The following is a 14,622-nucleotide window of genomic DNA, read 5'->3' as shown; positions in this document are numbered from 1 at the left end:
GCGTTAACCGAGGTGCGTGACCTCGTGCTTGGCATAGGCCGTGCCGTCGACGACGATTGTGGCGATCTGCTCACGACCGGTCGGCATGAGCCGCGCGGTCACGGTGCCGTCCATCGCGGACTCCAGGGCACGAACCAGTGCGTCGTGCACGCGAGCCAGGTCGGTCTGTGGCACCGAGGCGCCGCTGTCGTCGAGCAGGATCACACCGACGCCGCGTCGCCTCGCGTCGCGGGCGGCGTCCGAGACGGTGGGGGTTCTGAACGAGCGACCGCGCACGCTGTCGCGCAGCTCCGCCTCCGCGAGTGCGAACTCGACGCGCTCGTCGTCGGTGGGCGGTCGATCCTCGGCCAGCCGTCTCAGCAGGGGCGTGGCCAGCGTCTCGAGCTCCGCAAGCCGTGCCCGGCGCTCGGCGGCCGTCGCCTCGGTGGCGGCCTTCGCGGCCATGCGGGCCGAGGTGTCGGCCGCGAGGGACTCGATCTGGTCGACGGTGCGGCGCATGCTGATCGCGAAGACCGTGCCGGTGACGATGACGGGCAGCTGTCGCGCGATCAGGGCGACCGCGGACGAACTGTCCGTGGTGATGGCCCAGACGGCGACCACGGCCGACATCGCGGCGTAGCCGATCCAGGCCCAGCCGGCGCGACCGCGCAGGCAGAGGTAGAACTGGGCCACGACGGCGGCCCCGAAATACCACTGCGCATACTGCCACTGGGTGTGCTCGTACTCGACCACCTGCCATGACACCAGCAGGGTCATCACGAGCCCCGACGCGCAGGCGAACAGCGCGGAGCGAAGCGAGAGACGGTCGCCGGTGTCCAGTGAGAGCACGAGGCAGGTCAGCCCGAAGATGACGATCGCGACGACGGTCGGCCACGGTGAGCGCACGCTGTCCAGCGACCAGATTGCGACCGCCGCCACGGTGACGAAGTACAGCCAGATGAAGGCCCTGGCGCGGGCACCGGTGAGCTCGAGGCGACCGCGCCGCCGCGCATCCTCGATTCGGCTCATGCCGGTCGCCACTCGAGGCGCACGGTGGTGCCGTCACCGACCTTCGAGGAGATCGTGGCGCGTGCGCCGGGGATGGCCGAGAGCCTGCCGCGAATGCTCACTGTGATGCCGAGCCGATGCGGCGGCAACGAAGCCGGGTCGAAGCCGGCCCCGTCATCGACGATCTCGACGACGATCGAATCCTCTCGGATGGTCGCGACGACGCTGCGCGATGCTTGCGCTCCGGCATGCTGAAGGCTGTTGCGCAGCGCTTCGGCCGTCGCCTCGGCGAAGCCGGCCGCGACCTCGGCGGGCACGGGCTGGGTGCGCTCGAGCGTCACCAGGAACCTGGTGTGGGTGGACAGTCCCGTGGTGATGGCTCGGATCCGCTCCGCGAAGGCGAGGGCATCCGCGTGTTCGGCGACGGCGTCCGGAGAGCGAAGTCGTTCGAGCTCGGCCAGTGCGTGCCGGGCCTGACGGCGAACGGAGTCGTCCAGTGCGGCGTCGCCGAGCGAGGCGTAGTACAGGGCCGAGATCACCTCGTCGTGCACCAGCGCATCAAGCCGGGTCTGCTCCCGGTCGCGGGCGATCGCACTCGCGGTGCGCGCGGCGACCTGCTGGGCCTCCATCACCGCGAGATCGAGGTCTCTGGCATTGGCGCGGGTGAGCAGGATCAGCGCGGTGAAGACGGACATGAAGGTCAAGCCGTAGAGCACGTCCTGCAGCGCTGGCGCCCAGGCGAGGCTTCCGGTGGCGATGTGGCGCACCGGCCCGATCGCGAGCCCGGCCGCGATCAGATAGGCCCATGCGGCGGCCGGCCGCCAGGCCAGCGCGGCGGCCGCCGTGCCGAGTCCCATGACCGACAGGGGCCAGGGCGTCGAGGTCACGGGCAGCGGCTCCGGTGCCATGACCAGGAGCCAGCTCAGCGCGACCGCGGCGAAGGCCACCGCGTAGCCGCCGAGGAGTCGGCGCAGCACCCGGGCCGACAGTCGGAACGACAGGGCGGCGAACAGGGGCGGCAGCACGAACACGATGCCGATCGCGGTCCACTGCCAAGCAGGGGGAACGAGGTGCGCCTGATCGGCCATGTAGCCGGTCGTCAGGGGCACGAACACGAGGGTCGTGATACCGAAGACCACGGTGATACCCCGCAGCACCCCCACACGGGCCGCGGTGGTGATGTCGCCGGCCACGCTCACTCCACCTGCGGCAGGATGCCGTCTTCGACCGCGCGCTTGTACAGATCGACCTTGGTGTGAGCGGGCCTGCCCGCCATCGCGTACTTGTGCCGGATGCGCCGCACGTACTCCGCCACCGTGCCCGCCGAGAGGCCGGCGCGGTACGCGACCACGCTCGACTTGTCGCCGGAGGCGTACAGCGCGAGCACCTCCTGCTCCTTCGGGCTGAGCCCGGCGGAGGAGAGATGAGGATCGGAATCGAGTGCGGCCGCCCACTCGGTGGTCACGATGCCCTCGCCTCGTCCGGCCCGACGGAGCGCGTCGAGGATCACCTCTCGCGTCTCCGACTTCCGCAGGATGCCCAGCACGCCGGCCCGTGAGGCGAGCCGCAGATTCGCCGGGTTGTCGGCCCCGGTGAACGCCAGGACTCGGGCCGCGCCGCCCGCCAGCGCGTTGAGGTTGTGGTTCAGGCTCGAGCCGTCGGAGAGCTGCAGATCGAGCACGATGAGATCGACTTCACCGAGCCTCGGCAGCAACTCCGCGATCGTCGCGACGGAGGCCACCAGCTCGAGATCGGCCTCGCCCGCGATCAGGTGTGCGAACCCGAGCCGTACGGTCTCGTGATCGTCCACGTGAGCGAGCCGGATGGCGGCTGAGGACTGGAGCGTCGACACCTGGCGGAACCTCCCGCCCCCACTATTGCGCACTTCCCCGGCCAGGTACGCATCGTCCTACCCCCCGAACGGGTGTCATGAGAACTGACGACTGCCGCGGGAGCGTTCCCACTGACACGCTGGGGCCACCCGATGAACGATCCCAGGAGGACTTACCCCGATGGATGACGCTGCGATCGACGACGTTGTCGCAAGTCACCTGGACTCCTGGTACACCCTGGTCGCCTCCTGGTGGCCACCGGGACTGCCGTCGGCGCGTGACTGTGCCGGTTGCGCGTCGTCGGTGGTTCGGGATGTGATCGATCTCTCCGCCTGGCCGCACGACGTGACCCACCCCCTGGCCAGTTCCTTCGACCGCATCGTGGATCAGCTCAGCGTGGCCGACCCCGCCGCCCGAAACCGCATGGCGCTCGCCCTCGGCCCGCACGTGGACGACGTGCTCGATGTGCTGCACCACATCGTGGTTGGACGCACGGCGGACCTCGCCTCGATCCCGGGATGGCTGCGCGCCGCGAGCTGATCCCTGTCCCCCCGACGCGGGACTGGTGTGGCCTCTGTGACTGCCCGTAGCGTTGAGCAGTCGCTGCACGGGGGGAACTGTGCAGTGCGCCGCAACCTGGGGGAGGTGATGGCGTGGCGTCTCTTGCCGAGATCCTCATCCTTCGCGGCGTCATGCCGATCGAGAGCCTGGACCAGCTCACCGGCGACCGCAACAATGACGAGCAGCTCGCGCACGACCTGCTGGAGCAGGGTGTGCTCACCGAGACCCAGCTGGCATCGGCCCGCGCCGCCCAGGCCGGGCTGCCCTTCGTGGAGTTGCTCGACTACCCCGTCGACCACAACGCCGTCGCGCTCGTGCCGAGCACGATGTGCCGCCGCTACGGCGTGCTGCCGATCGGATTCGCCGGCGGCTACCTGATCCTGGCCATGGTCGATCCGGGCAACGTTTTCGCCGTCGACGACGTGCGGGCCATCGCGGGACGTCAGGTCAAGTGCGTCGTGGCCGAACGCAGCGACCTGCTCGCCGCCATCGACCGGTTCCACCGCGCGGACGGCGAGCTCGAGTCCCTGAGTTCGGAGCTTGAGCAGGAGGCCGGTGGTTCCGATCTCGTGCGCGCGGATCCGTCCGAGCCGAAGGAGGACGACGCGCCGATCGTGCGCTTCGTCAACCTGCTCATCAGCCAGGGCATCCAGGATCTCGCCTCCGACATCCACATCGAGCCGGGTGAGTACGACATGGGCGTGCGCTACCGCATCGACGGCGTCATGCACGAGATGCAGCGCGCACCCAAGAACATCCAGAACGGCGTGATCTCGCGCCTGAAGATCATGGCCGACATTGACATCGCCGAGCGTCGACGACCGCAGGACGGCCGCATGTCGGTCAGCCATGGCGGGCGGAAGATCGACCTGCGCGTCGCGACCCTGCCCACCGTGTGGGGCGAGAAGGTCGTCATGCGAATCCTCGACAACAACTCCTCGAGCATGGCGATGGAAGACCTCGCACTGCTGCCGCACAACTTCGAGGCCTACCGCCGCTCGTACACGAAGCCGTACGGCATGATCCTGGTCACCGGACCCACGGGTTCCGGCAAGTCGACCACGCTCTACACGACCCTGCACGCCGTCGCCCGCCCCGAGATCAACGTCATCACGGTCGAAGACCCGGTCGAGTATCGGATGCCCGGCATCAACCAGGTGCAGGTGAATCCCAAGGCGGGGCTGACCTTCGCGAGCGCGCTGCGCAGCATCCTGCGCTCCGACCCCGACGTGGTGCTGGTCGGCGAGATCCGGGACCATGAGACCGCCCAGATCGCGATCGAGGCATCTCTGACCGGTCACCTCGTGCTCAGCACGCTGCACACCAACGACGCGCCCAGCGCGATCACCCGGCTGACGGAGATGGAGATCGAGCCGTTCCTGGTCGGCTCCGCGCTGGACTGCGTGGTGGCCCAGCGTCTCGCGCGGCGGCTCTGCGATCGCTGCAAGGTGCCGTATCAGCCGGATTCCGGTGAACTCGCGGCGCTGCGCGTGGGCGCCGAGACCCAGCCGCCGACGGGCCCGATCTTCCGGGCGACCGGATGCCAGAGCTGCTCCAACACGGGATACCGAGGCCGCATCGCGCTGCACGAGGTGATGACCGTCACCGAGGAGATCGAGCGACTCGCGGTCGCGCGCGCGTCGAGCGCCGAGATCACCCGCACCGCGATCGCGCAGGGCATGCTCACCCTGCGCCAGGACGGGTGGGCGAAGGCGCAGTTGGGGCTGACGTCGGTGGAAGAGATCCTGAGAGTGGTGGCGTAGTGAACAAGCCGATCTACGAGATTCCCGTCAACGGCGGGCTTCGTGATGAGGCCGCAGTGCCACCGCCCGGCCGTCAGGCATCGACCGCTCCGCCCGCGTACCAGTCCGCGCCGCCACCGGTGCTGCCGACGGACTCGCCCGCTGCGCCGACGGCCGGGCAGCCCAACCTCGGCACCGCGCAACAGGCACCCCCCGCCTTCGCAGCGGCTCCGCCGCCCGTCGCGGAGAGCGCGCCGCCGCCGCCGCGGTCGGGTGCCGATCCCGATCTCATCGCGGCGCTGCAGCAGGTGCTTCTGGCCGGGGCATCCGATCTCCACATCACCGTGAACGCGCCGCCGATGATCCGCGTCGACGGCGCCCTGCGGCCGATCTCCGGCACGCCGTGGGAGCGCCACAAGGTCACCTCCGCGCTCTACGGCATCATGACCGAGCCGCAGCGCGAGGCCTTCGAGCGCGACCTCGAGCTCGACTTCGCCTTCACCGTCTCGGCGAACGCTCGGTTCCGCGTGAACTTCTACCAGCAGCGCAACGCGATCGGCGGGGCTTTCCGTCTCATCCCCACCGAGATCAAGCAGCTCGGCGATCTCGGCGTGCCCGAGTCGGTCGGGCAGTTCGCCAAGCTGGCCCGCGGTCTCGTGCTCGTCACCGGTCCCACCGGCTCGGGCAAGTCGACGACCCTCGCGGCGCTCATCGACCTCGTCAATCGCACGCGATCCGATCACATCATGACCGTCGAAGACCCGATCGAGTTCCTGCATCAGAACCACCGCTCGCTGATCAATCAGCGCGAGGTGGGGCACGACACGCACAGCTTCGGGGCGGCCCTCAAGCACGTGCTGCGGCAGGACCCCGACGTCATCCTCGTCGGCGAGCTGCGCGACCTCGAGACCATCTCGGTGGCCCTCACCGCCGCCGAGACCGGTCACCTGGTGTTCGCGACCCTGCACACGCAGGATGCCCCGCAGACCATCGACCGCGTCATCGACGTGTTCCCGCCCCACCAGCAGGGTCAGGTGCGCGCGCAACTTGCGGCCACCCTGCAGGGCGTGGTCTGTCAGACCCTCGTCAAGCACGCCAGCGGCACGGGGCGGGTGGTGGCCACGGAGGTGATGCTCACCACGCCGGCCGTCGCGAACCTGATCCGCGAGGGCAAGACCTACCAGATCCCCTCGGCGATGCAGGCGGGCAAGGAGGCCGGCATGCACACCATGGACCAGCACCTCGCGGAACTGGTCAACTCGGGCCGGGTCGCGATGCAGGAGGCGCTGACGAAGGTGCACGACAAGGCGACGTTCGCCCGTCTCGTGCACCGCGATGTCGGAGACCTCGGAAGGAGCTACTGATGTCGACGGCGCAGACCTGGGCTTACAAGGCGCGTGACCCCGAGGGCAAGGTCGTCAAGGGCAAGCTGGATGCGACCTCCGAGGCCGCCGCGGTCGCCCGCATGCGCACGCTCGGCCTCTCGCCCATGCAACTCAACGAGGCGGGGGCGGGAACCGGGCTCAACCGCGACATCACCCTGGGCGGGCTCTTCGAGAAGAAGGTCACGCTCAAAGACCTGGCGATCATGACGCGCCAGATGTCCACGATGGTCAGCGCCGGGCTGTCCCTGTTGAAGACGCTCTCGATCCTCGCGGACCAGACGGAGAACCCCACGCTCGGCAAGGCGCTGACCGAGGTGCGCAATGCCGTCGAGTCCGGCGAGTCGCTGTCGGGAGCGTTCGCGAAGCATCCCATGATCTTCCCGCCGTTGATGATCCACCTGATCCGGGCGGGGGAGCTCGGCGGCTTCCTCGACAAGTCGCTGCTGTCGATCGCGGCGACCTTCGAGGCCGACGTCAAGCTGCGCCAGACCATCAAGTCCGCGATGACCTACCCGGTGATCGTGCTGATCATCGCGCTGCTGTCGATCGTCGCGATGCTCACGTTTATCGTGCCGATCTTCGAGAAGATGTTCGCCGACCTCGGTGGGGAGCTGCCGATCCCGACGCTGATCCTGGTCGCCATCTCCAAGCAGATGTTCTGGATCGCGCCGCTGCTCATCGTCTCGATCGTCGGGTTCAGCATCTGGTGGGGCCGCAACAAGCACAAGGACTCGGTGCGCAGGGTCGTCGACCCGTGGAAGCTGAAGATCCCGGTGTTCGGGCCGCTGTTCGCGAAGGTCGGCATCGCGCGGTTCGCCCGCAACTTCGCGACGATGACCGGCTCCGGCGTGCCGATTCTGCAGGCGCTCGGCATCGTGGGGGAGACCTCCGGCAACTGGGTGATCGAGAACGCGCTGCACAAGGTGCAGGATGCCGTGCGCACCGGCAAGTCCATCGCCGGCCCGCTCGCACAAGAGCCCGTCTTCCCGTCGATGGTGACGCAGATGATCGCCGTCGGTGAGGACTCCGGCGCCCTCGAGCCGATGCTCAACAAGATCGCCGACTTCTACGAGTCCGAGGTGCAGTCGACCACGGAGCAGCTGACCTCGCTCATCGAGCCGCTGCTCATCGCGTTCCTCGGCATCGTGATCGGCGGCATGGTCGTCGCGCTCTATCTGCCGGTCTTCACGATCTTCGACCAGATCAAGTAGCCGTACCCCGAACTGGGGTACACAAACCTGTCGAAACCCCCTGTTCGCGGGATTGGGGGACACGCCCCCGGCCACCACCATTGTCGTGGGGGTCAAATCAATACTGGGGGACCTCCTGTCCGCATCTCTTTACAGACAGGAATGACAATGCAGAAGTTCATCGACGCGCTCTCCAAGAAGCGCGTGCAGCTCACCAAGAACGACGAGGGCTTCACGCTCATCGAGCTCATCGTCGTCGTGCTCATCATCGGCGTCCTCGCCGCGATCGCGATCCCGGTGTTCCTGGGTCAGCAGGCGCAGGCTGAAGAAGCCGCGGCGAAGGCCAACCTCGCCAACGCGAAAATCGCCTACACGTCGTACATCGTGAACAACGCTGCTCCTGGCGACACGCTCACGGCGGATCAGCTCACCGCACTTGAGACCTTCGGCTGGCCGAAGGACGGAAGCGTCACGGTTGGCGCCGGCGGTTCGACCGACTTCTGCCTGCAGACCGCCGCCGCGGGCGGCTGGAGCGTCACGGCCGACGGCGGACCGGTCAAGGAAGCCTGCCCGGCTTAACACCTAGCCGTCAGGGGCACCGCCGCACGCGGTGCCCCTGACGCATTCGCCCGGTTTTCACGCTCGCGTTTCATCCGGTTTTCCGCGCTTCATCTGGGGGAGAAGCAGCCATGGTCGACGTTCACGACGATGAAGGTCTCGGCATGATCGAGATCGTCGTCTCGATGTTCATGCTCGCGCTGCTCGCGGTCGCCTTCCTCCCCGTGCTCATCACCGGGCTCAAGTCCACGGCCTCGAACGCGGTCACCGCCACGGCGACCCAACTGGCCAACCAGGCCATCGAATCCACTCGCGACGGCAGCTACGCCGATTGCGCAGCACTCAACGCCCTCGCCTCGTCGACGTTCAAGTCGGACGGCCGCGGCGGGCAGCTGCAGGTCGTGCGCGTCGTCACCTGCGTAGCCGGGGACGGGCAGCCGGAGACCATCAGCGTGGTCGTGCGCGAGGCATCCGGAGAGCAAACCGTGCTCGCGCGGGCCACCACCATGGTGAGGCTCGGCTGATGGCCGGCGACCATCGCGACGAGGGCATGAGCCTCATCGAGCTCATCGTGTCGGCCGCACTCGGCGTGCTCGTGCTCGTGCTCGTCGGCACGTTCTTCATCTCGTCGTTCTCGGCGCAGAACATCATCACCTCGACCGCGGATGCCGCGAGCCGCGCCCAGCTCATGGCACGACAGGTCGATCAGCAGCTGCGCGGTGCTTCCGCGGTCGCCGTGTTCGACGGGGCGACGAGTGACTCGCAGGTGCTCGTCGCGCGCACCGCCACGGGCGACGGCGACGTCGACTATCACTGCGAGGCCTGGTTCTATGACGCGACGGCCCAGGCCGTCTTCCACACCACGTTCGAGGGCGAGTCCACCTGGCCCTGGGGCGCGAGCATCACCAACTGGATCGACTTGGGATCCGGACTCACCGAGGCGATCGACCTCGGCGGCATCGTGGGCGACACCCTCGACTGGCTCTTCGGACGTTCCGAGGGCGACCCGGTCTGGTCGGTCGCCGCAACGGGGGTGCTGCCGAAGGGCACCGTCGCGGGCGGTGCCACTACGCCCGTGTTCGCCGCCGCCGGCAACCGCAGCGCGACCATCACCTTCGAGGTCACCGGCGGAACGAACACCGCACCGGTGCTGATCGAGACCACAGCGGGCGGTCGCCAGCCATACAAGGACGAGGAGCCGACATGTTTCTGAACCTCCGTGCGCGTGCCCGTGACGAATCCGGGAGCACCCTGATCGCCGTCGTCGGCCTGGTCGCCGTCGCCGCCCTCATCACCACCGTCGTCACGGTCTCCACCGTGCAGGCGCTGAGCTACACCTCGTCCACTCGTGCGGGCGTCCAGGCGCAGGCCGCAGCGGATGCCGGGGTCGCCTATCTCACGGACCGCCTGAAGCAGGACTCCTGCGCTCCGACCGCGAACCGCACCTACGGGCAGGTCTACACGAGCGCGGTGCTCGCCGCCGAGGCCGCCGCGCTCGGCGAGCCGTCGCTGACGCTCGCCGATCTAGGCGTCGCGGCATCCGACCCCTACTTCGCGGCGAAGGTGCAGTACAAGCCGGTGCTCTCGGACGGCTGGACCGACGGATGCCCGCCCCGCACCCTCATCGGAGGCCTGCTGAACTACCAGGTGCGCGTCGAGTCCACCGGCTACGCGGCCAACCCGGGGACGAGCGGGGTCTCGGCCCTGGACGAGCACACCGTCGAGGCGGTCTACGGCTGGTCGATCATCACGCTGGAGACGCCGGCGGCACCGCAGATCCTCGCCAGCGGCGCGGCGATCTACGCGTACAGCTCCGACGGGTTCGCGGGCTCCGGCACGCTCATGCCGGTGGACGGCAGCCGACCCAGCGTGCTGATCCGAAAGGGCAACGTCAACTGCAATGGTGCCTCCGCTGGCATCGCCGACATCATCGCCGCCGACGGCAGCATCACCGTGAATGGCAGTTGCGTCGTCACCGGCAACGTGTGGGCCTCGGGGTCTGCGACGATCGACGGCGGCACCGGCGTCGGTGGCAACGTCGTGGCCAATGGCGTCACAGCATCGCGGCCCATCGGCGGGAGCATCTGGTCGACCGGGGACGTCACCCTCACCTGGGGCAACACCGTCGGAGGGTCCGTCACCGCGAAGGCGCTGAGCGCGACCGGGGTCACGATCGACCAGAACGTCGTCGCGAACGGCAGCCTCACTGCCAACCAGACGACGTTCAAGAGCGGCATCAACGCCACCGGCGATGTCTCGCTGACGCAGTTGACCCTCGACGGCAAGACGGTCGGTCGCAAGCTCACGCTCAACGGCGGCGTCGTGCTCAACGGCGACGCCGACATCTACGGGCGAGCGGATGCCACGACCGGCTGGTCGAACACCGCGAAGAACGTCACCGCGACGGTGATCAACTTCACGGGCGACAACAAGGTCACCGGCACCAAGACCATCCGATCCGCGTCGAGCGTGCCGACGAGCGCGATCACGGCGAACGCGCCGACACCGACCGCTCCCACCGTGCCGAACTGGATCGACTTCGGTTACACCGCCGCGGACTGGACGGGCTTCACCGTCGTCACCATGACCGGCACCTGCGATGTCGCCCAGCTGCGCACGAAGCTCGCGAGCGTCACGGGCGCCGTGCTCGTCAACGCGCTCGGCTGCAACGGCAATGGCGTGATGATCGGGGGCTCCGACAAGATCGCACTCAACCGCGATGTCGCGATCTTCGCGAACAAGTTCGTGCTCGACGGCAGCGGGGGGTTCACCTCCAGCGGCAGCAGCCGGCTCTGGCTGATCGAACCCGACACGGTGAAGCCGCTGCTGGGACTCACCGCCACCCAGGCGGACTGCGCCTGGGGCCAGAGCTTCAGCCTCGGCGGGGGCTTCACGTTCGCGGACACCATCAGCACCATGATCTACACGCCGTGCAAGGTCGAACTCGCCTCGAGCACGGTGCTCAAGGGGCAGATCTACGCGGGCAAGGTCACCGTAGGGGGCGCCGCTCAGTTGAAGTACGTCAAGGTCGGCCTGCCGGGCGTCGACCTCGACAACGGCGCCGGCGGCGGTGGAGGCGTCATCGTGCTTCCGCCCATCCTCACCGGGGTCGGCGGCTCGCTCGGGGCCCTCGACTACTACCGAGACGTGCCGTGATCATGGCCGTCGTCGTCGGGCTGTTCGGCTCCCTCATCGGATCCTTCCTGAACGTGGTGGTGTACCGCGTTCCGGCGGGGCGCTCCATCGTGCGCCCGCCGAGCGCGTGCGGTGCGTGCGGCGCGCCCATCCGCTGGTACGACAACGTTCCGGTGCTCTCCTGGATCGCGCTGCGCGGCCGGTGCCGCGACTGTCACGCCGCGATCTCCGTGCGCTACCCGCTCGTGGAGCTCGGCACGGCGCTCGCGTTCACCCTCGTCGCGCTGCTCTTTCTGCCCGCCGTGCTCGCGGCGACGACGCCCGCGGCCGTCGCGGCAGGGCTGCTGGCGCTCGTGGCGTTCCTGTACCTCGCGGCGATCAGCATCGCCCTGACCCTCATCGACCTGGACGTGCACCGCCTGCCGAACGCGATCACGCTCCCGGCCTACGCCGTCGGTGCTCTGCTGCTGATTCCAGCCGCCCTCCTCGCCGGCGAGCCGGCGCGACTGCTCGGTGCGGCGGTGGGCATGCTCGCGCTCGCCGCCTTCTATCTGTTGCTCGCCGTGATCCGGCCGGGCGGCATGGGCATGGGCGACGTCAAGCTCGCCGGCGTGCTCGGCCTCTTCCTCGGCTACCTGGGCTGGGGCCCGCTCATCGTGGGTGCCTTCGGCGCCTTCCTGCTCGGCGGGGCCTTCTCGCTGGCACTCATCGTCGCTCGCCGTGCCGGCCGGGCATCCCGGATCCCGTTCGGACCGTGGATGCTCGCCGGAGCCTGGCTGGGCATCGTCGCCGGCGACTGGATCGCCGGCGGATACCTTTCGTTCATCGGGTTGGGGGACTGATGGCAAACATCGTCGGAGTCGACATCGGCAATCGCAGTCTGCGAGCCGTGGAGCTGCAGCACGCCGAGAAGGCGCGACCGGTGGTCGTGCGATACCACGAGGTCGCGCTGCCGGAGGGTTCGGTGCGCCGCGGCGAGGTCGTCGACGCGAACACGGTGGCCACCGCGTTCAAGCGGCTGTGGTCGACCGGTGGGTTCTCCACCAGAAGCGTCGTGCTCGGCATGGGCGGACCGAACGTCATCGCCCGCGAGCTGACGGTGCAGCGGATGCCGCTGGAGCGCATCCGCGAGTCCCTGCCGTTCCAGGTGCAGGAGCTGCTGCCCTTCCCGGCCTCAGACGCGGTGCTGGACTTCTATCCGGTCGCCGAGGCGACGCCCGTCAACGGCGTCGCCATGGTCACCGGCCTGCTCGTGGCCGCCGCGAAGACCGCGGTCGGGGCGAACGTGGCGGCGGCGACGGCGGCGGGACTGCACCCGGTGAAGGTGGACCTCATCCCCTTCGCGCTGACCAGGCTGCTGTCGCGCGACGTCAACAGCCGTGAGGTCGTCGCGTTCGTCAACATCGGGGCGGAGACCACGAGCGTCACGGTCGTGCGCGACGGGGTGCCGCACTTCGTGCGCTTGACGCCGGCCGGCGGCGACGATGTGACGCGCCTGCTGCAGTCGCGTCTGGAGATCACCCAGGATCAGGCCGAGCACATCAAGCGCAGCCGCGGGCTCGCCATCGCGGGCGTCAGCGCCGAGGAGCGGCCGGCCATCGAGACGATGTACGAGGCCGGCAACGAGCTGATCAGCGGACTTCGCAACACGCTGCAGTACTACGCGAACACCCCGTCTGCGCAACGCGTCGATCGTCTCGTGCTCACCGGTGGCGGGTCGCGGCTGCAGAACCTCGCCAAGTTCGTGGGGGATGCCACCGGCATCCCGGTCGCCACCGCCGGCGCCTTCACGGGCCTCGCGTTGAGCCGACGCGCCCAAGGCGCCGCGGACCTCGACACCGACCTCTCGGTGGCCGCCGGCCTCGCCGTGGGGCAGCGCGCATGAGCCGCCCGGTGAAGGGCGAGCTCGTGCTCGGCGGCCCGCCCAGCATCGACCTGACCCCGAGCGAGGTCAAGGCCCGTCGACGGGGGGCCGGGCTGCGCCGTGCCCTCGTGATGACCCTCATCGGGGCGATCCTGATCGTCGCGGTCGGCTATGGGGCGGCCTTCCTGCGGGCCGCGTCCGCGGCCGTCGGGCTCGATGCCGCCCACGCGCGCACCCAGGAGCTGCTCGTCGAGCGAGAGCAGTACGCCGACGTGCTCGAGGTCACCCGGCGCACCGCGGAGATCACGCGCGCTCGCGAAGAACTCACCGCGACCGAGGTGCTCTGGAAGCCGTTCATCGACGAGCTCACGAAGATCTTCCCCGCCGACGCCGTGCTGACCGCGGTGTCGACGCAGGGAAGGCTGCCGAGCGATGCCGAGTTGATCCCGGCGGGTCCGCTGCGCAAGCCGCTCGTCGCCTCGATCACCGTCACGGTGCAGACCACCACGCTGCCGGATGTCGCGGGGTGGATGCGGCGCGTCGCGACGCTGCCGGGCTACGCCGATCACGCCCCCACGAGCGTGAGCTTCGCCGACGGCAAGTACACGACGACGGTCGGCATCAGTCTCTCGGTCGAGGCGCTCGCGGGTCGCTTCGGCGAGACCGCCGGGCAGGACGAGACCGCCGGGCAGGACGAGAGCGCGACCGAGGACGAGACCACGGAGGTCGACGGATGAACGGCAACCGACTGATCGCGATCGTGCTCGGCATGCTGACGGTCGGCGTGCTGGCCCTCGGCTGGCTGCTGGGCGTCGCACCCAAGCTCGCGGAGGCCGCGGCATCCGACACCGAGCGCACCCTGGTCGAGGCGCAGAACGCGAACTCCGAGGCGGAGCTCATCACGCTCGCCGACGAGTTCGAGCGCATCGACGAACTGCGGGACGAACTCGACGAGCTCGCGGTCGCGATTCCGTCGGAGCACGGGCTCGAGGACTTCCTGGACGAGCTCGCCGCCGCGGCCGCGGCAGCGGGGGTCACGATCGACAGTGTGACGACGGGCGAGGCCGTGCCGCCGACGGCGACCACCGCCGACGCGGAGGCGTCGGCGCAGACGGATGCCGCGGTCGGCCCCGACGGCCTGCTCTCGATCGCGGTCTCGATCGGCGTCTCGGGTCCTATGTCCGCGGTGCTCGGATTCAGCGAGCTCGTGCAGACGATGCCGCGGCTGACCCTGATCTCCACCCTGAGCGCGAACGACGAGGCCGGCACCACGCGCGGCAGCCTGACCGGCGCCCTCTACGTGATCGCGGACCTCTCCACCGCGCCCTAGCCTCAGTAGACTGAGCCAGTCCGCGAACGGCAGGAGAC

Annotated in this window: 15 protein-coding genes; 12 read left to right on the top strand and 3 right to left on the bottom strand. The window is 69.0% G+C overall.

The genetic code is table 11. The features are described 5' to 3' along the window. Positions 1 to 3: 3 nt before the first annotated feature. From PYV02_RS05025 to PYV02_RS05015, 3 genes are read right to left on the bottom strand one after another with little or no spacing between them, the layout of a single operon-like run. The gene (locus tag PYV02_RS05025; protein ID WP_275756802.1) at positions 4 to 1,008 is read right to left on the bottom strand and encodes a hypothetical protein; all 1,005 of its coding nucleotides are present in this window, start codon (positions 1,006 to 1,008) and stop codon (positions 4 to 6) included. After that, positions 1,005 to 2,180, bottom strand: coding sequence for a sensor histidine kinase (locus tag PYV02_RS05020; protein ID WP_275756801.1), 1,176 nt, complete (start codon positions 2,178 to 2,180; stop codon positions 1,005 to 1,007). The genes PYV02_RS05025 and PYV02_RS05020 overlap by 4 nt, the downstream gene beginning before the upstream one ends. 2 nt (positions 2,181 to 2,182) lie before the next feature. Next, positions 2,183 to 2,839 (bottom strand): response regulator, encoded by a 657-nt coding sequence (locus PYV02_RS05015; protein WP_275756799.1) that lies wholly within the window; start codon positions 2,837 to 2,839, stop codon positions 2,183 to 2,185. A gap of 160 nt (positions 2,840 to 2,999) precedes the next feature. Between PYV02_RS05015 and PYV02_RS05010 the strand changes: the two genes are divergently transcribed. The 12 genes from PYV02_RS05010 to PYV02_RS04955 all read left to right on the top strand — a co-directional run bounded on the left by PYV02_RS05010 (position 3,000) and on the right by PYV02_RS04955 (position 14,584). After that, the gene (locus tag PYV02_RS05010) at positions 3,000 to 3,359 is read left to right on the top strand and encodes a hypothetical protein (RefSeq protein WP_275756797.1); all 360 of its coding nucleotides are present in this window, start codon (positions 3,000 to 3,002) and stop codon (positions 3,357 to 3,359) included. 113 nt (positions 3,360 to 3,472) lie between these two features. Then, on the top strand, positions 3,473 to 5,143 hold the full coding sequence (locus PYV02_RS05005; protein WP_275756795.1) for a GspE/PulE family protein: 1,671 nt from the start codon (positions 3,473 to 3,475) through the stop codon (positions 5,141 to 5,143). Further along, on the top strand, positions 5,143 to 6,486 hold the full coding sequence (locus PYV02_RS05000; protein ID WP_275756793.1) for a type IV pilus twitching motility protein PilT: 1,344 nt from the start codon (positions 5,143 to 5,145) through the stop codon (positions 6,484 to 6,486). The genes PYV02_RS05005 and PYV02_RS05000 overlap by 1 nt, the downstream gene beginning before the upstream one ends. Then, on the top strand, positions 6,486 to 7,718 hold the full coding sequence (locus tag PYV02_RS04995; RefSeq protein ID WP_275756791.1) for a type II secretion system F family protein: 1,233 nt from the start codon (positions 6,486 to 6,488) through the stop codon (positions 7,716 to 7,718). The genes PYV02_RS05000 and PYV02_RS04995 overlap by 1 nt, the downstream gene beginning before the upstream one ends. A gap of 147 nt (positions 7,719 to 7,865) precedes the next feature. Beyond that, entirely contained in the window at positions 7,866 to 8,276 is a 411-nt protein-coding gene (locus tag PYV02_RS04990) for a prepilin-type N-terminal cleavage/methylation domain-containing protein (RefSeq protein ID WP_275756789.1), read from the top strand. Between the two features lie 110 nt (positions 8,277 to 8,386). After that, complete coding sequence (locus PYV02_RS04985; RefSeq protein WP_275756787.1) at positions 8,387 to 8,779, top strand: type IV pilus modification PilV family protein; 393 nt, start codon at positions 8,387 to 8,389, stop codon at positions 8,777 to 8,779. Continuing rightward, positions 8,779 to 9,468, top strand: coding sequence for a hypothetical protein (locus tag PYV02_RS04980; protein WP_275756785.1), 690 nt, complete (start codon positions 8,779 to 8,781; stop codon positions 9,466 to 9,468). The genes PYV02_RS04985 and PYV02_RS04980 overlap by 1 nt, the downstream gene beginning before the upstream one ends. After that, the gene (locus tag PYV02_RS04975) at positions 9,459 to 11,411 is read left to right on the top strand and encodes a hypothetical protein (protein WP_275756784.1); all 1,953 of its coding nucleotides are present in this window, start codon (positions 9,459 to 9,461) and stop codon (positions 11,409 to 11,411) included. The genes PYV02_RS04980 and PYV02_RS04975 overlap by 10 nt, the downstream gene beginning before the upstream one ends. A 2-nt stretch (positions 11,412 to 11,413) precedes the next feature. Then, positions 11,414 to 12,232 (top strand): prepilin peptidase, encoded by an 819-nt coding sequence (locus PYV02_RS04970; RefSeq protein ID WP_275756782.1) that lies wholly within the window; start codon positions 11,414 to 11,416, stop codon positions 12,230 to 12,232. Further along, complete coding sequence (pilM, locus tag PYV02_RS04965; protein ID WP_275756780.1) at positions 12,232 to 13,275, top strand: type IV pilus assembly protein PilM; 1,044 nt, start codon at positions 12,232 to 12,234, stop codon at positions 13,273 to 13,275. The genes PYV02_RS04970 and pilM overlap by 1 nt, the downstream gene beginning before the upstream one ends. Beyond that, entirely contained in the window at positions 13,272 to 13,991 is a 720-nt protein-coding gene (locus PYV02_RS04960) for a hypothetical protein (protein WP_275756778.1), read from the top strand. The genes pilM and PYV02_RS04960 overlap by 4 nt, the downstream gene beginning before the upstream one ends. Continuing rightward, positions 13,988 to 14,584 carry a hypothetical protein gene (locus PYV02_RS04955; protein ID WP_275756776.1) on the top strand — a complete coding sequence of 199 codons (597 nt, stop codon included), beginning with the start codon at positions 13,988 to 13,990 and terminating at the stop codon, positions 14,582 to 14,584. Before PYV02_RS04960 ends, PYV02_RS04955 begins: the two co-directional genes overlap by 4 nt. Positions 14,585 to 14,622 lie beyond the last annotated feature (38 nt).

The organism is Antiquaquibacter metalliresistens, from assembly GCF_029211225.1.
Classification (GTDB): Bacteria; Actinomycetota; Actinomycetes; order Actinomycetales; family Microbacteriaceae; genus Rhodoglobus; species Rhodoglobus metalliresistens.
This window is presented reverse-complemented; position numbering and strand designations above follow the sequence as displayed.